The following is a 22,587-nucleotide window of genomic DNA, read 5'->3' on the forward strand; positions in this document are numbered from 1 at the left end:
AAACATAATTGGAGGAAGGAGAGCTAGTATTGATACCTCGGGACTATTACGACCCTATAAAAGCATTATATTTAAGAGGACATTCTGTCGACAGATCAGAACCTAATACAATTGGCATTGACTCAAAACTTTCAGTTAAAAAACAAACAGATTTTAGATTGCCATCTTTAGACAATAGATTTTTAAATTATCTCTATAAAGTTTGCAAAAGAAGTGGCAGTGCCGGAATTCCTAATCAGGAAGAAACAAATGAATTGTGGGAGATTTTCAAAAGCAACAATTCTATACTTTAACCGCAAAGCACGCAAAGATTAAAAACATAAAGTCCGCAAAGCTATTAATAAAACTTTGCGGACTTTGCGAAAATCTTAGCGTCATTTCGGTTAAAAACTATTTACCCTGAGAGCTCTTATATTCCGTTGGAGAAAGGCTATAAAACTTTTTAAACTCTTTACTGAAATGTTTTCGATCATTAAAACCAACCATATAGGTTACTTCGGAGACAGAATAACTCGTATTGACTAATAAACTTGCTGCCTTCTTTAATCGCATATTTTTTATAAAACCGGCAACCGACTGATTGGTTAGGGATTGTACTTTTTTATAAAGGACAGTTCGGCTCATTCCGATTTCGTTGACGAGATCATTTACATCAAAATCGGTATTGTCCAGATTATTTTCGATGATCTGAGTCAGTTTTTTAACAAATAAACCTTCCGGAGTATTTATACTTTCGTTTTCTGTATCTGTAATAAAACCTTCACCGTATTTCTGGCGCATGATTTCTTTAGCCGATAATAAATTGCCAATCGTCAGTTTCAGTTCTTCGATACTAAAAGGTTTCGAAATATAAGCATCTGCTCCCGTTGAAAGTCCTTCAATTCTGTTTAAAGTTGAAGATTTCGCCGTCAATAAAATAACCGGAATATGATTTGTGTTGAGGTTTGTTTTTAAAATGGTACACAATTCAAAACCATCCATTTCGGGCATCATAACGTCGGTAATAATAAGATCCGGAATTTCTCTTTCCATGAAATTTAATGCGTCAGATGCACCTGTGAATTTTAAGATCCTGTAATCTGTATGCAAAACATCATATACAAAAGACAAAACTTCTTCATTATCATCGATAATTAAAATTGTTTTTTTACTGCCGTCTGTTTCTACCGGATCTTCTCTGTCGTATACATCAATTTCTGTTTTTACATCCGAAATCGGATTGGCATTTTCACTCAACGTCCTTTCATTTTCGATGATTTGAGATTTCTTAAAATGCTCTTTCCCTTTTTTCAGCCTGATCGTAAAAATGGTATTGAAGTTGGGATCTTCTTCTGTCTGTACTTTAATTTCCCCGTGATGCAGTTCTACAATACTTTTACTTAAAGCCAAACCAATTCCGCTTCCTAAATTGGCGCTTCCACGATCGTCAAGCTGAAAAAAGTTTTTGAAGATTTTCTTTTTTCGGTTGTCCGGAATACCGATTCCGTTGTCTTTTACTTTAATTTCTATAGCATCAGAATTGTCTTTTTGTTCGACCGCCAAAGTGATTTTTCCACCTTTACTCGTAAATTTAAAAGCGTTTGAAAGCAGGTTGTAAATCACCTTTTCCATCTGATTCTTATCAAAATAGATTAAAGCCGTGTTGATATTCAGCACAAATTTGTAATCGATTTTTTTCTCGACTGCAATGCCCCGGAACGATTCATAAATATCAAAACAAAATGAAACAATATCCTGTTGTTCGCAATAGATTTTCATGCTTCCTTTTTCGGCTTTTCTAAAATCCATTAATTCATTAACGAGTTTTAATAATCGATCCGAATTGCTTTTGATCGTTTTTAATTTATTCTCGAGGTTAGAACCTTTTTCTGCACCGCTCAAAAGTTCCTCAACCGGACCGCTGATTAAAGTGAGAGGTGTTCTGATTTCGTGTGAAACATTGGTAAAGAAATCCAGTTTCATTTTATACAATTCTTCCTGTCTCTCTTTTTCAATTTGTTCCAGATAATACGCTTGTTTTAACAATTCACGATTTCTAAAAAATCGGAACAATAAAACCGAAGCGGCTGTCAATAACGCGATATAAAACAAATAAGCCCACCAGGTTTTCCACCACGGCGGCAGCATGGTAATTTTCAGCGTTTTAATAGTCGGATTCCATTCTCCGCCTCCGTTTGAGGTTTTAATTTTCAGCGTATAAGTTCCCGAATTTAAATTCGTAAGATTTATATAATGCTGTGAACCAATACTATGCCATTCGTCTTTGTTGAATGAACTTTCCAATTTATACGCATATTCATTTTTTTCAGGCGAAATAAAATTCATTGCACTAAACTCCAATCCGATATAACCCTGATCGTGTTTTAAGGTAATTTCTGAAGTTTCGCTAATTCGTTTTCCCAAAGAGACCTCTTTATTTCCTGGCTTAATTTCTTCATTGTTTACGATCAGCTTCGTGAGAACAATTGGCGATTTGTCTTCTGTTTTAATTAATTTATGAGGTTTAAAAACAATCAAACCGTTGGAACATCCGAAAACTAATTGTTTATCATTGAGTTGTAAACTACAGTTATTCGAAAATTGTTTTACTTTCAATCCATCATTAGACGAAAAAGAAGTGATTTCAAAATCGGCAATAGTAAGGACTGGGCTCAGTACTTTTGTTTTTATTTTATACAACAAATTATTGTCGCTGATCCAGATATTTCCCTGTGCATCTTCTGAAATACTTTTGATTGTTTCATCGGTAAACCCCATGGATCGGTTGATTTCGAAGAAACGTCCTTTTTTTTCATCAAACAAATTCACACCCCCGCTTTCAGCTCCCACCCATAACCTATTTTGAGAGTCGGTAAACATTACGGTAAGACTGTTGTTGGAAAGTCCGCTTTTTGAACCAGTTTTAAAAACCTTTGTAACCTGTTTTAATTTTTTATCAAAATAGTTCAGACCGTACTGTGTGGCAATCCAGAGTCCGTCTTTTCTGTTTACAATGTGGGTTATAAAATTGTCGCTGAGCGAATTGGAACTGCCGTCAGCCATGTAGATTTCGACTGTTCCGTCGGGCATCACTTTCTTTAATCCGTTGCCGTTTGTTCCCACCCACAAATCGTCATGATCCATCAGCAAACAGGTAATCGGGCGTTCGCGTTCTTTGGAATCCTTCCGCGAAAGCGATACAAACTGAAATGTTTTACTGCTTTTATTGAATTTGAATAATCCGTTGAAAGTCCCGCAAAACAGATTTTGCCCGTCCTGATTGGCCAGGGCCGTAATCATATTGACACTTTTGTCAAAATCGTAACCTTCAATCTGATACGAAGCGTTTTTATTGTTTTTGAAATCAAGATAATTTAATCCTCCTCCGTTGGTGCCCACCCAGATGGAATGGTCATTTTCCATCGCGACAGCATTTACAAAAGCGGCATTTAAACCAAAATTGGGTTTAATAACTTCGCGTATATTGGTAAAATTGGTGTTGGTTTTCTGAAAAAAATTAACTCCGCCTCCATTTGTCCCAATCCAGATATCGTTATGGCGGTCTTTGAGAAAGCATTTGATATCATCATCAGAAAGGCTGTAACTCTGCAACGGATTGTGCCCGTATTTGGTAAATTCATTTCTGTCTTTTTTATATACGCACAAACCATTTTTTGTAGCAAACCAAATGGTATTATTGTCAACAGCCACAATATCATTGACCCAATTTGACGGCAAACTGTTTCTGTTATTGGTATCCAGAAGATAATTTTTTATACTGTTTTTATCTGCATCCAATTTAAAAACACCGTTTGCTTCGGTTGCAAACCATAAATCTCCGTTTTTCTCTTTAATGATTTTCCAGATTTTCGATTTCATCAAAGCTTCATTCTCTGCCACGGCTTTCGGAACTGCTTTTTTCGAACCATTTTTGGGATCAAAACACTCCAGGCCCTTAGAAGTTCCAACCAAAACCCCATACTGGCGATCATAAAACAAAGATAAAACCCTGCTTTTTCTAAAAGGCGAATTATGATCGTTTGAGATTTCCTCTAAAATATATTTTTGTTTGTTTAATTTTTTGATGCCGCCAAAAGTTCCAATCCAGATTCTGTTCTGATCATCCTGAATTATGGATGAAATATAATTTCGTCCACCTTTTATTTTCTGAACATCGACACGCAGAAAGGTCTTTTCGTTTTTGTTGTAGCGATTTAAACCGTTGTTTGTTCCGATCCAAAGCTGTCTTTCGCTATCTTCTAAAATCACATTAATATGATTGTTGCTAATGCTGTTGAGAATGTCCTTGTTGTACACATATCTCAAAAAATCGTAACCATCATAACTGATTAATCCGTTTGCTGTTCCGATTAAAATAAATCCTTTTTTGGTCTGATGAATACTCGAAATCATACTTTGCGAAAAACTCGCATCGTAATCAATATGATCAAAATACAAATCGGATTGCTGCGCTTTTGCACCAAAAAAAATAGAGAGAAAAACAATAAAACTTAAATAGTAGATTTTAATATGCTGCATAAACGAAATTTAATAAAATCCGAATGATTTGATTATAATAAACCTATGAAAAAAATAAATCGGATGGATTGCAAAATACTGTTTATGCGAAAATTAAAAGGCGGTGTTTTTTTCTTTTTTAGGGGTGTAAGTGTACTTTTTAGTGGTTGATTTAAAGGTATTTTAAATATATATAACTATTTCCACTTATTATCAAATCTCATACGCATATACACAATCTTTGTCATCCCGAGGAACGAGGGATCTTCGCACGTAGCTCGCCAAAATATAATATTTGAGATATAAAAAATTTTTATATAAATAAGCAAATTCTTATATATTATATTTGCATTTAAAGAAAAATATCTAGTTACCAAAATGCAATTATCAGAAGGTTTTCATACATACTACATTTACATTCTAACAAATAAGTCAAAAACTGTCTTTTATACTGGAGTCACTAATAATTTACGGCTGCGTTTAAGTCAGCATGACGAAAACGTTACTTTAAAAAATAAAACTTTTGCTTCCAAATACAATGTTAAATTTCTTCTATATTATGAAAAATTCACCTGGATACAAGAAGCCATTATGCGTGAAAAAGAAATAAAAGGCTGGAATAGAAATAAAAAATTAGAATTAGTTAAAAGTATAAATCCTAATTTAGATTTTTTGAATTATTTATATTCCTAAGATTGATATATTTACATGCAGAGCTACTTGCGAAGATCCCTCGTTCCTCGGGATGACAAAGATGGTACATAATCACTATTTGCAATTGATCAAGATCTATAAAAATATAATTTTTGCCAATAGTTCTCTAAAAAATTAAAACTCTTCAACTTCCTCTCCAATCAACCCCAAAATTTTACCATAAGTAATTGCTGCTTTATGAACCTGAACCGTCCAGTCTTCCGCGGCATTATCATCGGCTCCGTCAGAAATGTATTTTAAACTTAAAAAAGGAATATTTTCTTTCATGGCAATCATCGCTAAAGCATAGGCTTCCATATCTACAACATTGTACGCGTCTGAGCAATGTCCCATTTCGAAGTTATCACCTGTTCCGCAGATTCCTTCCTGAAGATTATCCATTAATAAACCATATTCCAAAACCGGAGGCAGACCGGAAAGAGGTGTTTCATAATGCGCGAAACCCAAACCGCGGACATCCATGTCTCTTTGTACAAATTTGGTACAGCAGATTACCTCTCCTTTTTGAAAACAGCTGCTTCCAGCCGATCCTAAATTTATAATCACAGCAGGTTTTTTCTTCTGAATGGCTTTTGTCAATTCGTAAGCGGCATTTACTTTTCCGATTCCCGTAAATAAAACATTTTGTTCTTTAAAAACTTCTGCTGCCTCAGATTCTAGTGCAAAACAGAATAATATATCTTCAACAGCAAAAGAGGCTGTCTGGTTAATTTGTATCATGCGTAATTTATTTCGGTTACAAAAATACGGTTAAAAATTTATGAAGTTGCAACCTAAATATAAAATCAAAAAAACACGTTAAATTCTGCTTTCTATGATAGATTTTATTTTAGAAAAAATACTTTTGTCAGAACCAATAAAACAAAGAATTTCAATCCTTAAAAACAGAAAGAGAAAACTGCATGGATAGTGAAAAATTTATTTTCTGCCTGGAAGGGGTTAAAGATGTAGACGATCAAAGACCAACCCATGTTGTAAAATGCCTCGAAGAACTGGCTTTTGACCAGGGTATTTCGAGTATTCATAAAACCTGTGATACAATTGAAGGTTTAGAAGAAAGTTTAAACATTTTACTTTATGAAGATCATAATTTTAAGGATTATGAAATCATTTATCTGGCCATGCCCGGACAGGAAAACAACATTTGCCTACATGATTATTATTACAGCATCGAAGAAATTGCCGAATTGTTTGAGGGAAAAATGAAAGGCAAAATCATTCATTTTGCAAATTTGAAGGTTTTGGATTTAAACGAAGAAGAAGCACAATATTTTCTGGATATAACCGGTGCCCGGGCAATTTCAGGTTACGGATCTACGTATAATAAAATCGCTAGCTGCAGTACGATTGACAAGGCTTTTTTTAGTCTTTATCAGGAAAATGACAATCTAATTGAAGTGGTGGAAGATTTATATCTCAAACATTACAATTTGTGCAAACTACTGGATTTCAGGCTGTATTATTAGATATGAAAACGAAACCGGCAGAAAAAATAAAGACTTACAGCCCAACAGGATTTCGGGAGAAGTTTCTGGGAGAAGACAATCCCATTCATTTGCTTTTTAAATCGAATTCTGATCATTTTTTCTGTCTCGAAATCGAAGAAGTAATGAAAATGCAGCATCCTGTGCCGCCTTCTAAACATTCTTGTCATACTTTAATTTTTATTTCCTCGGGTGAGCACACCATGAAGCTGGGTTATCAGGAATATGTCACTACCGATAATGAAATAATTATGATACCGGCGGGTCAGATTTTTTCTCTGGATAATGTCAACAATATACATAAAGGCTACATTTGCCAGTTTCACCCTGATATTTTGATTCGAAAATATGGCAGCCGTGAATTGCTTAATGATTTTGATTTTTTGAAAATTTCCGGAAATCCTAAAATTACCCTGACTTCAAAAGATGTTATTTCGGTTACAAATATATTAGAACGTTTAAGAAAAGAATATTCTGAAACAGAGATTGCCGATTTGAATATTGTGCAGTCCTATCTCATTACCTTGTTTTATGAAATGAATAAAAACGCCGTTAAAACTTCTAAAGGTATTTCGGCTTCTGAAATGATTACCTCAAAATTCAAGGAACTGATTCATGAAAATATAAAAACCCATCATCAGGTCAATTATTATTCTTCGCAATTGAGCGTAACACCCAATCATCTCAACAAATGTGTTAAAACGGTAACAGGAAAATCGGCCGTAAAATGGATTGACGAAAACATATTATTAGAAGCCAAATATTTACTGTTTCAAACCACACTTTCTGTAGGCGAAATTGCAACGCAGGTAGGCTTTGATGACCAATCTTACTTTAGCAGGTTTTTTAAAAAGGTCGAAGGAATTTCTCCCATTCGATACAGAAAAATGATTGATAAGTCCTAATTATTGATTATAGAATCCTAACAAATATGAACCCGTTTTTCAGAAATTTGCGTGCTCAAAATGCAAATTATGATTTATGTTTTTAAAACTTCCGTTGATAATCAGTCCAAATTCGAATCGGCTTCTGTGCTGTTGAACGAATTACTTCCCGATTCTGTCTGGAATTTCGATCTTGAAGATTGTGATAATATTCTAAGGGTAGACAGCGAACTGAATGTTTCAGCTTTACTTCAAAACAATACTATTTTCGATTGTACCGAATTGGAATAAAATCTTTACACGCCTTTTTTTTTATTTATGGAATCAAAATTATACCAAAACCGAAGTTTTGAAACGATCGATTATTCGGATCAGAGTTTAGCCAATACCGAATTTGTTAACTGCGAATTTATTAATTGCAATTTTTCTAAAAGCGATTTAAGCAACAATGATTTTCTGGATTGTACTTTTAAAAATTGCAATCTTTCGTTGACGACTTTACGCAATACCGGATTGAAAAACATCAAATTCATTGGATGTAAATTAATGGGACTTGATTTTAGCGCGTGTAACAGTTTTTTATTTTCAATGAATTTTGAAGACTGTATTTTAGATTATTCAACTTTCATTTATAAAAAATTAAAGAAAACAAACTTTACAGATTGTTCACTAAAAGAAACTGACTTCTCTAATACCGATTTGTCTCTGGCGGTTTTTAAAAGCTGCGATCTTTCCGGTGCCACTTTCGTGGAAGCTATTCTGGAGAAAACCGATTTTAGAACCTCAGCAAATTATTCCTTTGATCCTTCAGAAAACAAGATTAAAGGAACTAAAGTCTCGCATACCGCACTTGCAGGACTGCTTCAAAAATTTGATCTTTCGATTGAATAAGACAGCAACAGACAATTAAAAAAAAGAGGGATACAATAAAGTGTATCCCTCTTTTAGAATTAACCAACCATGATTATTTTTTATTGTCTCCACAAAGGATCTCCTACTTGTCTGTCTTTTAAAGTTTGATTTCCAAGTGTGAAATTTCCTGTCGCCGCACTTGCAAATTGAGGATCCAGTAAAGTCGCAGAAGTGTCAGTTCTATTATTACTTCCTGCAAGCTGCAAACCAGGCGAATTGAAATTATTATTATTTGAGAACGTCGGGGCAGCTGTTGCAGTTGAGTTAGTATAAACTGCTGATCCAACCGCGAACAATGTATTACGTACTGTTGATGCATTTGAAAGAAAACGTACGTATAAAATTCTACTTGCAGCTGGCAATGTAGGAGCATATATTGTACAGGCATCAATTAACACAGTACTCGTTAAACTTCCACCTGATAATGTCGCAGCAGCATCTAAACGGATAAAATCACGAGATGAACAAGTGTCAAATGTACTTTTTGTTAAGCTTACATTTGCAACATACGTAGTTCTGAAGTCGATAAAATCTGCTCCGGATGCTGTATTCACATTTTTAATAATACTATTATCGACTGTGAACGATTTTAATCTTGCCAATGCATTTCCATACATTAACTGAGAAGGAAAATCATGAACTTTACAATTGCTAATTAAAACATCTCCTAATTGTGTTGGAGCCGCAGTACTAATGACAATTGCACCACCAGTTAAACCTGATCCGCTTAAATCAAGATCTATTAAAGAAAAATTAACCACTTCACTTGGACTAGCCGGATTGTTAGCAAGAGTGAAATTAACTTTCAGTTTTGATTTGTCAGCGGTTTTCAAACCTCTTAGCGTTAAGGTTTTGTTTATCGCTATTAATCCTGTCTGAGCTGTGTAATCACCAGGCATAAAAACTAAAACAGATCCAGAAGGCGCATCAGTAATTTTTTGGAATATATCATCAGTTGTTTTAACCAATATACCAGTTCCTATGTCAATGCCTGTAGTAAATGTTACAACACCTCTTTTCTTGACGCCGTTTAATAAAGTAGCAGTGTATGCAGTTTCTCCGGTAAGACCTGTTACGATAGCTACACCAGCTGTTTTTTCTGCGGGAGTTATTTCGTGAACAATATTTCCCGGCATTACAGAAATTTGAGTAACTGAGCTATTAGGAACCCATCTTAAAGTAACTTGTTTTGCATCAATATCTACTGGTTGTACAGTAGAAAATAATTGCTCAGATAAAGTTGTTGCCGTTGTAACCGACCATTTTGAATCTTCTAAGCCTGCACCATTTACCGCTTTTACTCTGATAGAATAAACGGTTTCTCCTTCCAAAGGAACCTGAATAGGCAACTGCGCCGCTGTGACCTGTAAAGTTTTGTAAATAGTTTTAAACTCAGGATCATCGGCACTAAATTCTACTACATAATGATCTGCATTTTCATCTGTTTTAACCGTCCATGTTAATTCGACTGTGGTCTGATTTCGAATTGTCGCTTTCAGACCAATTGGAGAAAATTCTCTGCTATTTCCTATTCCGTCTGATAACCCTTCATTATAACTTTCGCAGCTGGAAATTCCAATCGCAAGTACTAAAATGGCTATTAATCCTTTAAATATATATTTTGTTTTCATCATAATAACTTTTTATTTTTTTAAGATCTAATAACCAAAATCATTCTTTAACTGACCGTTACTTCCATCAATAAACACCTGCCAGATTGGCCAGTATTGTCTGTTATCCGGATTAACTCCCGGTTTATACAATGAATTTATCTTAGCATCTGCTGCTGTTCCGGTCCATGTCCAGACAGAAGAGGAATAACCGGTTCCCGGATTTATATTTTCTCCTCTGTTTAATCCGTAGATATCAAGAGATACATTATCTGCTTTAAATTTATAGTACAACGTTGTCGGTACATCTGCATATTCGCCTGAGCGGGTAGATAAGTTGGCCATTTTAACTTTGGCTTCGTCTAATTTTGCTTTTAATAAATTCCAGCGAATTAAGTTTTGTTTACGCTCCATCTCACCGGTAAACTCATATTTATTTTCATTAACGAGCGCATTAAGCATGGCTTCCTTACTGGTAAGAGCATCTACATATGCCTCTACTTTAACAGCATGGGCAGCTGCAGGAAATGATCTTCTGCGAATTTCTTTTAAATAAGGAGCTGCTGCGCCCGGACCTTCTAATTCATTTGCTGTTTCAGCAGCGATAAGAAGAACTTCGGCATAACGCATGTACATTTTATTAACTCCATCATCATTAGTAGAAGTCACATAACGTTTCATCCATTCGTAACGATATTTACCAAAATACCATGTATCTAATGTACCCACTTCCTGTTTTGCAATATTATTAACGGCAGCACCATATTTATAAGGTACGCAGGTAACATCACGACGGGTATCAGCCTGATCATAATCATAGAAAACAAATGGCAACGGCCCTGCTACACCACCACGGTTTGCTCCATTTGCCTGAAACTGATCCTGAGCAGCGGTATGTTTTACGGCGAAAGTAAACAGCATTCTGCCACGTCCGTCAGCAAAAGGAAGTTCCCAAAGAGATTCTCCTCCTGCAGTAGTATTTTCTTCATTGTATTTTCTCCATAACCCTTCAAAAGTGGTCTCTAAATGTGCCGTTCCACTCTGAATTACTTCACGTGATTCTTTCAATGCCAGTGCATACATATTAGCAACTGAAAGTTCCGGATCCGAGCTTCTTCTTACTCCGTCAGGATATTGCTGATACCCACTTGCGACCATTGCTAATCGTGCTCTGAAAGCCTTAACAAACGCTTTATTTACATGTTCCACAGTACTGGTGTAAGCGGTTTGATTAGGCCACGCAACCAATGTTGATGCCTCTCCTAAATCTGCAATTAATTGTTTGTAAATCACATCTCTGCTTGATTTAGGCAAATACAAGGTCGCTGTAGCAATCGGTTCAAAACGAGCCGGCACATCTCCCCAGGCTTTAAGCAAATCAGCGTAATAAATCGCTCTCAGTGTTAAGGCTTCCCCTAACAATTGTCCCATTTCTGTTCCTGGAGCAGGATTTCCGTACTGACGTATTCCTTTAATACAAACATTTGCACGCTCAATACCAGAGAACATCATAGAATACGCATTATTCGTAGTATTCATTTCTGTATTTCCAGGCTTTGCATCGTAAACAGATAAATCTGCTTTATCTCCTGCCGTTTGAGAGGCATTATACCATTCTACGTCGGTATTTAGTCCGTAATAAGGCAAAAATCTTCCTCTGTAAGAGTTTGTCTCTGCAAAGGGTACTTTTATTCCGTCAATAGCTCCTTTGGCAAGTCCGGGTTCAGAAAAGATCAAAGCCGGATCTAATGTTGATGGTGCCTCTGTATCTAAATAATCGTCTTCAAATTGCTGGCAAGAATTAAATAAAGCCGCAATAATCAATCCCGCTATTATTATTTTATGTTTCATTGTGTAATAATTTAAAATTAGAAATTAAGATTCAACCCAAAAACCATTTGTCTGCTTCTTGGATAAGGACTTGAATCTACCCCTGGTGTAAGTGGGTTTTTTCTTCTTGTTGAAACTTCCGGATCAGAACCCGAATAGTTGGTCCATACAAAGACATTGCTTGCCGTCAGATAGAATCTCAATTTAGAAACTCCAAGTTTAGATGTAAACATCTCAGGGGCGGTATAACCTAATGTTAAAGTATTTAATCTTAAAAATGATGCATCTTCAACTGCCCAATCTGTAAATATTGCACTTCTCATGTAAGGAGACCACATTGTAGTGTTAGCGTTAAGAGCTGCTAATGCATTTGGCTCTGTTACTAACTGACCTGAAACCGGATCCAGATTGGTCCATCTTTTTCCGTCAGCCATTGTCGAATTCAGGTTTTTATACTGCCCTGAAGCGGTCGCTGTAGAAAATTCAATTTTATCGGCATTGTATACATCATTTCCAATACTCCAGTTAAAAGCAGCCATTAAGTCAAATCCATAAGCATTTCCATTAATTACAAAACCACCTGAACTTTTAGGATTTACATTACCTATAACCGTTTTATCGGTTAGGTCTACTTTACCATCTCCATTAACATCTTTCAATTTCATATCTCCCGGTTTAAGAGAACTTCCGTCACCAACCAAAGTTGTCGCAGCGCTCACTACTCCGCTTTTCAATACATATTTTCCTCCAACATAATCAAAGTCTGAAACTTCGTATCTTCCATCATTTTTATAACCATACATTGTTCCTAGTGAAGAACCGACCTCTATTAAATAATCATCTCCAATTTGCGAAGAAGCCCAACCTGTGGAAGCTCCGAAATTGTTCATTACGCCTAATGAATTGATACGGTTTTTATTTATTCCCATATTGAAAGAAAAATTCAATCCGTATTTGGCTTTCTCAATCGCTACAACATTTATTGTAGCCTCGAAACCTGTATTTTGTGTTTCTCCCATATTACGGTATTGAAAGTCGTAACCTGATCCTGCAACCGGGAAATTAATTAAGAGATCGCTGGTGATATTTTTATACACATCAAAATTACCGCTTAAACGATTTTTGAAAAATCCAAAATCCAAACCAACATTTTGTGTAACTGTGGTTTCCCATTTCAGGTCTGGATTTGGCATTGTTTTGGAAGGTGCCCAAATACTGGTAACGCCATTAATCCAGGTTGTTGCCGTAGATTGAAAAATCTGAACCTGCTGCCCCACAGGAATGTTATTATTTCCTGCCTCCCCATAACTGGCTCTTACTTTTAAAAGATCAATCCAGGATTTGTTTTTCAGAAAACTTTCTTCCGAAATTTTCCATCCTGCAGCAAAAGCCGGGAAATAACCCCAACGGTTCTGATTTAAAAATTTGCTGGATCCGTCTGCACGAAACGTAGCTGATAAAAGATAACGGTTTTTATAGTCGTAATTAGCACGTCCAAAAAACGATAATAATCTGTCGTCAGGGCTGTAGTAGTTTTCTATCGATTGTGGCGTTCCTTGAGTTGTCAGCGTTTTTGCTTTTTCAAAATCAAAAAACGTAGGATATCCGTGAATTGTATTAGTTACCGTATTGGAATTATATGAAATGCTTTCTTCTCCAAGAAGAGCTGTCAAGTGATGACTTTCTCCCATGAACTTTTTGAAATCATAGTTTAACGTATTTGCATTTCTAAAACGTCTCTCTTTGCCGTCCGACATAATCATTGCCGGCATACCTTGCAACGGACCAACCGGAGCATTTGCAATATAATAAGTTGTTAATCCGTAGAAGCGATAATCTAAAGTGTTAAAATTATCAAGACCTAAATCTACCTTCAATTTTAAATTATCTACAATTTCCCATCCAAAACTTCCTAACATATTAAAGTTCTTGCGAAATTGCTGACGCTCATTATCATACACCGATCTAAAAGGGTTTACCAAGACATCTGAACCATCACCGGAAACATCCTCAGAAGTCAAACCTGCTACCGGAAGCGGTGCATAACCTACAATAGTACGCATACGTGAGTCTGCTGAAGATTTTTCATTTTGTTCGTTTACTCCTCCGCCATCAATTTCCGTATCTGAATAACGAACAGTAAAACCAACATCAATCTTATCATTTAATTTACTTTTTAAAGCCAGGGAAAGGTTATTTCTTTTATAATTTGAACCAATCATAATGGCTTTTTCATCATAGTGAGCGTAATTAAAATTATAATTAAGCTTATCTGTTCCCCCTCTGATTCCTAAATCACGACTTTGAACTTCTCCTGTACGCCCGAAAATCTGCTTTTGCCAATTATCTCCTTTTAAACCTTTGTACAGATCCTGATCCTGCCAGTTTCCAAAGTATTTTGTATACGAAGCCGGATCAGAAGACACTTTTGTTCCCGTTTGAGAAAGCATCGCATATTCATACTGCCATTTTGTATAATCTTCAGGAGACAGCACATCAATCGGATTGGCCATGGTTTTCATACCATAAAACATATTGAAGTTAACGGCAATCTTTCCGTCTTTTCCACTTTTTGTTGTAATAAGAATTACCCCATTTGCACCACGCGATCCGTATATTGCAGTTGAAGCAGCATCTTTTAAAACAGTCATAGAATCGATATCTGAAGAAGATATATCGTTCATGCTGTTGATCGGAAATCCATCCACGATAATTAGAGGTGAAGCATCCTGCGTTAGAGAACCTCCTCCACGAACTCTGATTCTGATATCAGCATCAGGAGAACCTTCTGAAGAAGTTACCTGTACCCCTGCAATTCTCCCTGTTAAAGCTTCTGCTACATTGGCAACAGGTACTTTTTTCAGATCGGTTCCTGAAATGGTAGAAACAGCACCTGTTAAATCAGATTTTTTAGAAGTTCCATAACCAATTACAACCACTTCATTTAAGTTATTAGAATCCTCAGACATTGTAGCATTTACTTTCGTTTTTCCATCTGCAGCAACATCAATGCTTTTAAATCCGATGAAAGAAAAACTTAATGTAGCTTTTGGATTGGTTAATTTAAGTTTATAATGCCCGTCAAAATCTGTAGAGGTTCCATTCTTCGTCCCTTTCTCCAGGACGTTTACTCCAGGCAGAGAAAGTCCCGCAGCATCTTTCACGGTACCTTCTACGGTTGTGCCTTGGGCGTGTACCTGAATACCGATCAATAAGCAGAGTAAGAAAACAAGTTTAAAGCAAAAATTTGCTCCTTTGTTTAATAGTTCTTTAAAGTTCATGGTTGATTGTTTAAGTTATTAAAAGTCGTTTAGTTAAGTTTAAGTGGTTTTTTGTGGTTACATCTAAATCTGCCGTAATTATTATTGAGGTTTTTTATTTAACAGTAAAATTTTTATTACCGCACATAAGCAGTTAATTAAGGAGAATTTCATTCTGTTTACTTAATCGATTGCGAAGACTTCAAATAAAGTTGTAATCGATTACACAAACATAGATATTTTTTTGAAATGAAAAATAAAAATTCACAAAAATTTCCCAAATAAAATTATATATCAAAAAAATAATGACTTTTTTATATAAGATGTATAATTTTTAGGAACTTAAAACATTAAATATATTATTACGAATTGGGTATTTCATTTGTTTTTTATAAAAAAACAATCGATTACATCTTAATTCGTTGCAATATTATTAGGTGTTATTTTTACACTTAAAAAGTTAAAAACATCTTAAAAAAAATTTCAATTTTGATTTTCCAATAAAAAAATTTAAAAAGAATTTACTTATAAAGGATGACTAACCATCAAAGAAAAGGTAATTCTGACTATAAGGAGTATTAATGTTATGAAACAAAAAAGCCCTTAAACAAATGTTAAGGGCTTAAATATAAAATGTGGTATCTTTTATGCAGGCTGTATCTGAATCTTTTTCTTATGCAATCGAATGAGTACAATGGTAATAATCATTCCGATAATTGACATCAGAACTCCGATTAAATTAGGAGAAGAATAACTGAACCCTGCCGCTAAAGGTAATCCTCCTAAAAAAGCACCCAAAGCATTCCCGATATTAAAACTTCCCTGAAGTGATGCAGAGGCAATCATCTCTGCTCCTTTAGCAGTACGAATCATAAGCATCTGGATCGGCGCGATTACAGAAAATGATATTGCTCCGGTTAAGAAAGTCAGAAACAAAGAAACATACTGATTGAATGAGAAAAAGTACACCAAAATTAAATCGACAGACATAACCATTAATAAAGCAAGCGTAGTGGGGGCCGGTGAAAATCGGTCTGCAAGTTTTCCTCCTGTAAAATTACCAACGACCATTCCTAATCCTGCTAGAATCAGAATATACGATACATCTTCGGGAGAAAATTTTGACACATTAATTAATAAAGGGGCAATATAACTAATCCAGGCAAACAATCCCCCGAAGCCAATTGCTGTAATTCCGATAATGAGCCAGGCTTCTCTCTTCTTAAAAAACTGAAGCTGTGTTTTCATATTCACACTTTCGCCTTTTTCCAGATTGGGCATCCATAAATAAATCGCTAATAAAGTAAAGAAACCAACCAGTGCAATTAAAATAAATGTATAGCGCCAAACAAAATGGTGCCCAATATACGTTCCAATGGGAACGCCGATTAAATTAGCAATTGTTAAACCGGCAAACATTGTGGAAATTGCCTGAGCTTCTTTACCTTTATCAGCCAGACGGCTGGCAACCACCGCTCCTACGCCAAAGAATGCGCCATGGGGCAACCCAGACAGAAATCTCGAAGCAAATAAAATATTATAATCCGGTGCAATAATAGACAAAGCATTAAAAACTGCTAGCATCAAAGCCAAAATTAAAAGCATTTTTTTAGGAGCGTAATTTCTCCCCGCAATTACCAGTAAAGGCGCACCAATAACCACACCCAATGCGTAAGCCGAAATTAGATAACCCGCAACAGGTATTGTAACCTTCATATCTGAAGCAATGTCGGGCAGCAGGCCCATCATTACAAATTCTGTAATTCCGATAGTTAAGCCCCCCAACGAGAGCGCAATAAGACTTTTTTTCATTTTATTAAATGTAGAAAGGAATGATTTCTACACTGCAAAATTAACACCGTTAATCGAATAAGAACTTGTATATTTGCGATATAAAATTGTATATTTAAGTTATGCCGAAGTTAAATCAGTTTCAAACGCTTGTCCTTGACGAATTCGAAGAAGAGAAATTTCACCTTCCTCCCCACACGCATACGTATTACGAAATCATTTACATCAAAAAAGGAAGCGGTATTCACCACTTAAACAACAACCTCTTACCTTACAAAGCCGGTGATCTATTTGTAATTTCACCAGATGACGAACATTATTTTGATATCAAGAAAAGTACCCGGTTTGTATTTATAAAATTCACCGACAATTATTTTAACTCGCAACAAAATCTTACTTGCGACGAATATCTTATTCATACACCAGAGGTTTTTATGAGGGATAAAATATTAAAGGAAACCGTTTTAAAATTTGACGAACCCTGCAGGACTATTTTAAAAACACAGTAGAAAACATTTCAGCATACAATTGCAAAAATGATGTTTCTGCCTCTCCAATTATATTCCATCAAATTCTTTCTCTTTTTGGTTTAATTAAAGAGACGATTCGCGGAATGAACCTGCAGCTGAAATCGACTCATTTGGATAATGAACAAATTGCCAACTATATCCATCAGAATATTTATCAGCCAAAGCTGGTTCAGGTAAAAGTTATTGCCGCAAATTTTAATATTGCCGAAAGTTATTTTAGTGCGTACTTCAAACGAACATTTAGTATAAGTTATCGCGAATATATTCATAATTTAAGAACAACATTAATCGAAAAAAGATTCCACAACAACCAACTGCCGATCAAACAGATTGCTTACGAATTTGGTTTTACCGATGAAAGTCATCTCACCAATTATTTTAAAAAACGTAAAAACATGAAACCCACCGATTATAAGAAACTGTAGTTAGCGAAATCATAAAAAGCAATTCCACGACGATTTTTTAGCTAAATTTGAAGTTGAAAAATTAATTCGGAAAATCAAATTTCTTCACTATTTAAATTATTACAAATGAAAAAATCACTTATAGCACTGGCAACTGTTTTTACCTTATTATTTACTACTAATAATAGTATTGCAAATAACACAACAAAAACAACTGAAATTATAGAGGCGGGTCAGCTTCAGTCTGTGTATGATGCCTATTTTACCGTAAAAGATGCGTTAATAAAAAGCGACAGCAAACTGACTTCAGCGAAAGCTGCAACTTTATTAACGGCTATTACTGCAGTAAAAATGGACAAACTAAAAAGTAACGAACATACCGTTTGGATGAAAGTGGTAAAAAAACTAACTGCCGATGCCAAAAGTATTTCGTCAACAACTGATCTAAAAAAGCAACGCGAGACTTTTAAGTCATTATCTAAAAACACATACGACTTGTTAAAAGTTTCAAATCCTGCTCAGCCAGTATACAAACAATACTGCCCAATGGCAGATGCTGACTGGTTAAGCAAAGAAAAAGCGGTTAAAAACCCTTATTATGGTTCTTCTATGCTAACTTGCGGAAACGTGGTCGAAACGATTAAATAAAAATGAAGCTTTACATCAAAAATATGGTGTGCAGCCGATGCATAATGGTCGTGAAGTCTGAGTTTGAAAAGCTTGGACTTCCTGCTATTGCTGTTGAATTGGGCGAAGTTGAACTTGAATACAATATTACAGACAGTCAGAAAGACATACTTCTTTCTAATCTTCAAAATTTAGGTTTTGATTTAATCGATGATAAAAAGACCAAAACGGTAGAAAGAATCAAGAATCTTATTGTCGATTTGGTACATCATAAAAACAATGATCTCAAAATTAACCTTTCAGAGTATCTCTCAAAAAACCTCAACCAGGATTATAATTCGTTAAGTAATTTATTTTCTGAAGTTGAAAATACAACAATAGAAAAATACTTTATTAGTCAGAAAATTGAAAAAGTAAAAGAATTACTGGTTTATGATGAGCATTCGTTAAGCGAAATTGCCGATATTTTAAATTACAGCAATGTGGCTCATCTGAGTAATCAGTTTAAGAAAATCACTGGCTTTACTCCTACTTCTTTCAAACAATCTAAAGATAAAATGCGTATTCAACTGGAGAATTTGTAGTTTTATTTAAAACAGAAAACGTGCTGAGATGATCAGCACGTTTTTTATTTATCTGAATAATGTCCCATTGCAGAAATTACAATGACAGTCACAATTTCCTCCTCAACACTATAAATTATTCGGTCTTTCTTATTTATTTCTCGCGACCAAAATCCTGAAAATTGATATTTAAGAGCTTCTGGTTTCCCAATTCCTTCAAATGGATGTTCCGCCAATTCTTCCAGAATTTTTGCAATTTTCTTAATACTTCCCTTATCGCCGGACTTTAAATGTTTTGCAATATCTAGTTGGGCTTCCGGAATTATTTCAATCCTAAACTTCCCCATATATCATTAGGATCAATTACTGTAGTTTTAGATTTTCCACTTTTATAATCAGCATATCTTTTTTGAATCTCAGCAACAAATTCTGGATTATATGGACTTTCTCCTTCTTCAATTTTAACCCCTTTATTGGTTACAGCCAATAATTTCGCAAGTTCAAGCAATGTTTTGCCCGCTTTTGTACGCTCATTTATGGTTATCGTTGTCATAATCTAATTATTATATATACAAAGATACAAAAATTGTGCTGTTTTTATTTTTACTAATTATGTTTGGTTTTTTTTAACCGTTAAGACCGCAAATATGTATGCACAGTGGAATAATTTTTACAGTTTTTTAAGCGCAAATTATAAACAAGTTTTAAATTCGAAAAGCTATTTATATTGGAAGAATAAAGATTTTTTTTTACACATACTATGCAGATGTCACAGTATAATGTGGATGTTTTTATTAACTAATCTGTGAACATCTACCTAAATCTTTTTAAACCTGCGTGAAAAAAAATCTCAACGTTATTCGGGATTTTATAAATCTTACAAATCATTCTTAAAATTCTACAAACTGTCCTCATTAATACTTCGGAAATTTGCATTGTAATACTTAAATACTACTACAATGACTCATCACTATATAATTTCAGGAATGTCCTGCAACGGGTGCCGGACTAAGGTTGAAAAAACTTTAAACTCAATAGAAGGTATTCAGGCAGAAGTTACTTTAGATCCGCCAATGGCAGAAATCAAAATGGACAAACATGTCTCAACCGAGAAATTTCAGGAAGCTTTAAGTGCTGCAGGAAATTATACAATTGAGATGAAAACCGCAGCAAATTCAGGAGAAGCAAAATCCTGCTGTTCGTCCAAAAAAGAACATTCACATCACGATCCTAAAAAAACAACTGTTTTGCCCCAAAATGCAACAGGCGTTTTTTACTGTCCCATGCATTGTGAAGGAGACAAAACGTATGACAAACCAGGAGATTGTCCCGTTTGCGGAATGGATTTGGTTCCTCAGGTTGCCATTAATAACATCCAATATACATGTCCGATGCATCCTGAAATTATTTCCAACGAACCCGGCGACTGCCCGATTTGCGGAATGGATTTAGTCCCGATCCAGGCTTCTGATGAAGAAAACAAAACCTATTCTGATTTATGGAAAAAAATGAAAATCGCGGTCTTGTTCACACTTCCCATTTTTATTATTTCAATGTCAGAAATGATTCCGAATAATCCTTTATATAGTATAATGTCTGTTGAAAAATGGAATTGGGTTCTGTTCTTATTTTCACTTCCGGTTTTATTTTATACCGGATGGATGTTTTTTGTCCGCGCTTACAAATCGATTATTACCTGGAATTTAAACATGTTCACCCTAATCGGAATCGGCACCAGCGTTGCATTTTTATTCAGTATTGCCGGAATGTTTTTTCCGGATATTTTCCCGTCTGAGTTCAAGTCACATCACGGAACGATTCATTTGTATTTTGAAGCTGCGACAGTCATCATCACTTTGGTTTTGCTGGGACAATTGTTAGAAGCCAAAGCACACGGACAAACGAACGGAGCAATAAAAGAGTTATTGAAATTAGCTCCAACGGAAGCTACTTTAGTAGAAAACGGAGTGGATAAGGTAATTTCAATTCACAATATCAAAAAAGGCGATTTATTACGGGTAAAACCCGGAGAAAAAATTCCCGTTGACGGAAAGATAACTTCCGGTGAAAGCCATGTCGACGAGTCGATGATTACAGGAGAACCCATTCCGGTTGAAAAAAAAATTTGCGATTCCGTTATTTCAGGGACTATAAACGGCACAAAATCCTTTGTGATGAAAGCCGAAAAAGTGGGTTCAGAAACCATGCTTTCGCAAATTATCGAAATGGTAAATAACGCGAGCCGATCCAGAGCACCAATCCAGAAACTGGCCGATCGTGTTTCTAAATATTTTGTACCTACGGTAGTTTTAATTTCAGTTTTGACTTTTGTTCTTTGGGCTAATTTCGGTCCCGAACCTGCTTATGTTTACGGATTAATCAATGCAATTGCCGTTTTAATTATTGCTTGTCCCTGCGCTTTAGGATTAGCAACTCCAATGTCGGTTATGGTGGGAGTTGGCAAAGGTGCGCAGCATGGAATTTTAATTAAAAATGCCGAGGCGCTGGAAAACATGAACAAAATCGATGTGTTAATAACCGACAAAACCGGAACTATTACAGAGGGAAAACCATCGGTAGAAAAAATATATGCGATTAATAACGATGAAGATTTTCTGCTTCAGAACATTGCTTCCTTAAATCAGCATAGTGAGCATCCTTTGGCAAAAGCCATTCTCGCTTTCGCGGAAGCAAAAAATATAAAAACCAAAGATGTCCAGGAATTTGAAACCATTACGGGAAAAGGAGTTTTGGGAAACATAGAAAACAGAAAAATTGCTCTGGGAAATAAAAAATTAATGGATGAAATTGAAGCTTCGATCTCTCAAGATTTTGAAAATCAAGTAATCACCGAACAAAATTTAGGAAAAACAGTTTCATACATTGCAATTGACAAAACAGTTATGGGATACGTAACGATTACAGATGCCATAAAAGAAAACAGTGCCCAAGCGATAAAAGATTTAATTGATCAGGGTGTTGAGGTAATTATGCTGACGGGCGATAATCATAACACCGCAAAAGCTGTTGCCGAACATTTGCATTTGAGTTCTTTTAAAGCCGATTGCCTGCCGGAAGACAAACTAAAAGAAATTGAACGCTTGCAGGCAGAAGGAAAAGTGGTCGCAATGGCGGGCGACGGAATTAATGATGCTCCGGCTTTAGCCCAATCTAATATTGGGATTGCGATGGGAACCGGAACAGATGTGGCTATCGAAAGTGCCAAAATTACTTTGGTAAAAGGCGATTTGAACGGAATTGTAAAAGCCAAAAACCTGAGTCATGCCGTTATGTCAAACATCAGGCAAAATCTCTTTTTTGCTTTTATTTACAATACTTTAGGAGTTCCTGTTGCTGCCGGAATTCTGTATCCGTTTTTCGGCATTCTGCTTTCGCCGATGTTAGCCGCGGTGGCAATGAGTTTGAGTTCTGTATCGGTTATTGTGAATGCGCTGCGATTGAGAAATCTAAAATTGTAATT

General features: G+C 35.5%; 18 protein-coding genes. 10 read left to right on the plus strand and 8 right to left on the minus strand.

The genetic code is table 11. The features are described from left to right. Positions 1-390 precede the first annotated feature (390 nt). Positions 391-4,518 (minus strand): two-component regulator propeller domain-containing protein, encoded by a 4,128-nt coding sequence (locus tag ABEB31_RS16540; RefSeq protein WP_347052761.1) that lies wholly within the window; start codon positions 4,516-4,518, stop codon positions 391-393. Positions 4,519-4,875: 357 nt separating this feature from the next. Here ABEB31_RS16540 and ABEB31_RS16545 point away from each other — a divergent pair, with 357 nt between their 5' ends. Continuing rightward, entirely contained in the window at positions 4,876-5,190 is a 315-nt protein-coding gene (locus ABEB31_RS16545; RefSeq protein ID WP_347052762.1) for a GIY-YIG nuclease family protein, read from the plus strand. Positions 5,191-5,325: 135 nt separating this feature from the next. On the opposite strand, the gene ABEB31_RS16550 is transcribed toward ABEB31_RS16545, so the two are convergent. Then, positions 5,326-5,931 carry a 5'-methylthioadenosine/S-adenosylhomocysteine nucleosidase family protein gene (locus ABEB31_RS16550; protein ID WP_347052763.1) on the minus strand — a complete coding sequence of 202 codons (606 nt, stop codon included), beginning with the start codon at positions 5,929-5,931 and terminating at the stop codon, positions 5,326-5,328. Between the two features lie 182 nt (positions 5,932-6,113). On the opposite strand from ABEB31_RS16550, the gene ABEB31_RS16555 reads away from it, so the two are divergent. The 4 genes from ABEB31_RS16555 (at position 6,114) to ABEB31_RS16570 (ending at position 8,470) form a co-directional block, all read left to right on the plus strand. Further along, positions 6,114-6,677: a DUF6642 family protein gene (locus tag ABEB31_RS16555; RefSeq protein WP_347052764.1), complete on the plus strand. Its 564-nt coding sequence runs from the start codon at positions 6,114-6,116 to the stop codon at positions 6,675-6,677. Next, on the plus strand, positions 6,644-7,600 hold the full coding sequence (locus ABEB31_RS16560; RefSeq protein ID WP_347052765.1) for a helix-turn-helix domain-containing protein: 957 nt from the start codon (positions 6,644-6,646) through the stop codon (positions 7,598-7,600). The genes ABEB31_RS16555 and ABEB31_RS16560 overlap by 34 nt, the downstream gene beginning before the upstream one ends. Positions 7,601-7,669: 69 nt before the next feature. Beyond that, positions 7,670-7,870, plus strand: coding sequence for a hypothetical protein (locus tag ABEB31_RS16565; RefSeq protein ID WP_347052766.1), 201 nt, complete (start codon positions 7,670-7,672; stop codon positions 7,868-7,870). 27 nt (positions 7,871-7,897) lie between these two features. Further along, positions 7,898-8,470: a pentapeptide repeat-containing protein gene (locus ABEB31_RS16570; RefSeq protein ID WP_347052767.1), complete on the plus strand. Its 573-nt coding sequence runs from the start codon at positions 7,898-7,900 to the stop codon at positions 8,468-8,470. An 80-nt stretch (positions 8,471-8,550) separates the two neighbouring features. On the opposite strand, the gene ABEB31_RS16575 is transcribed toward ABEB31_RS16570, so the two are convergent. From ABEB31_RS16575 to ABEB31_RS16590, 4 genes are all read right to left on the minus strand, one after another. Beyond that, positions 8,551-10,122 carry a DUF5123 domain-containing protein gene (locus ABEB31_RS16575; protein WP_347052768.1) on the minus strand — a complete coding sequence of 524 codons (1,572 nt, stop codon included), beginning with the start codon at positions 10,120-10,122 and terminating at the stop codon, positions 8,551-8,553. A gap of 27 nt (positions 10,123-10,149) precedes the next feature. Continuing rightward, positions 10,150-11,952, minus strand: coding sequence for a RagB/SusD family nutrient uptake outer membrane protein (locus tag ABEB31_RS16580; RefSeq protein WP_347052769.1), 1,803 nt, complete (start codon positions 11,950-11,952; stop codon positions 10,150-10,152). 17 nt (positions 11,953-11,969) lie between these two features. Beyond that, positions 11,970-15,212, minus strand: coding sequence for a SusC/RagA family TonB-linked outer membrane protein (locus ABEB31_RS16585; protein WP_347052770.1), 3,243 nt, complete (start codon positions 15,210-15,212; stop codon positions 11,970-11,972). A gap of 624 nt (positions 15,213-15,836) precedes the next feature. Beyond that, positions 15,837-17,003 carry an MFS transporter gene (locus ABEB31_RS16590; RefSeq protein ID WP_347052771.1) on the minus strand — a complete coding sequence of 389 codons (1,167 nt, stop codon included), beginning with the start codon at positions 17,001-17,003 and terminating at the stop codon, positions 15,837-15,839. Positions 17,004-17,104: 101 nt separating this feature from the next. Here ABEB31_RS16590 and ABEB31_RS16595 point away from each other — a divergent pair, with 101 nt between their 5' ends. The 4 genes from ABEB31_RS16595 to ABEB31_RS16610 all read left to right on the plus strand — a co-directional run bounded on the left by ABEB31_RS16595 (position 17,105) and on the right by ABEB31_RS16610 (position 19,127). Then, positions 17,105-17,491: an AraC family ligand binding domain-containing protein gene (locus tag ABEB31_RS16595; protein ID WP_347052772.1), complete on the plus strand. Its 387-nt coding sequence runs from the start codon at positions 17,105-17,107 to the stop codon at positions 17,489-17,491. Between the two features lie 104 nt (positions 17,492-17,595). Then, positions 17,596-17,937 carry a helix-turn-helix domain-containing protein gene (locus ABEB31_RS16600; protein WP_347052773.1) on the plus strand — a complete coding sequence of 114 codons (342 nt, stop codon included), beginning with the start codon at positions 17,596-17,598 and terminating at the stop codon, positions 17,935-17,937. A 105-nt stretch (positions 17,938-18,042) separates the two neighbouring features. Then, positions 18,043-18,564: a DUF3347 domain-containing protein gene (locus ABEB31_RS16605; RefSeq protein ID WP_347052774.1), complete on the plus strand. Its 522-nt coding sequence runs from the start codon at positions 18,043-18,045 to the stop codon at positions 18,562-18,564. A gap of 2 nt (positions 18,565-18,566) precedes the next feature. Further along, positions 18,567-19,127 (plus strand): helix-turn-helix domain-containing protein, encoded by a 561-nt coding sequence (locus ABEB31_RS16610; RefSeq protein ID WP_347052775.1) that lies wholly within the window; start codon positions 18,567-18,569, stop codon positions 19,125-19,127. A 44-nt stretch (positions 19,128-19,171) separates the two neighbouring features. Here ABEB31_RS16610 and ABEB31_RS16615 read toward each other — a convergent pair whose 3' ends face one another. Beyond that, positions 19,172-19,453, minus strand: a complete 282-nt coding sequence (locus ABEB31_RS16615) for a Txe/YoeB family addiction module toxin (protein WP_347052776.1) — start codon at positions 19,451-19,453, stop codon at positions 19,172-19,174. Continuing rightward, the gene (locus ABEB31_RS16620) at positions 19,429-19,659 is read right to left on the minus strand and encodes a DUF2683 family protein (RefSeq protein WP_347052777.1); all 231 of its coding nucleotides are present in this window, start codon (positions 19,657-19,659) and stop codon (positions 19,429-19,431) included. Before ABEB31_RS16620 ends, ABEB31_RS16615 begins: the two co-directional genes overlap by 25 nt. A gap of 406 nt (positions 19,660-20,065) precedes the next feature. Between ABEB31_RS16620 and ABEB31_RS16625 the strand changes: the two genes are divergently transcribed. Continuing rightward, the gene (locus tag ABEB31_RS16625; protein WP_347052778.1) at positions 20,066-22,585 is read left to right on the plus strand and encodes a heavy metal translocating P-type ATPase; all 2,520 of its coding nucleotides are present in this window, start codon (positions 20,066-20,068) and stop codon (positions 22,583-22,585) included. The last annotated feature ends 2 nt before the right edge of the window (positions 22,586-22,587 follow it).

The sequence above is a fragment of the Flavobacterium olei genome, assembly GCF_039749035.1.
GTDB lineage: Bacteria > Bacteroidota > Bacteroidia > Flavobacteriales > Flavobacteriaceae > Flavobacterium > Flavobacterium olei.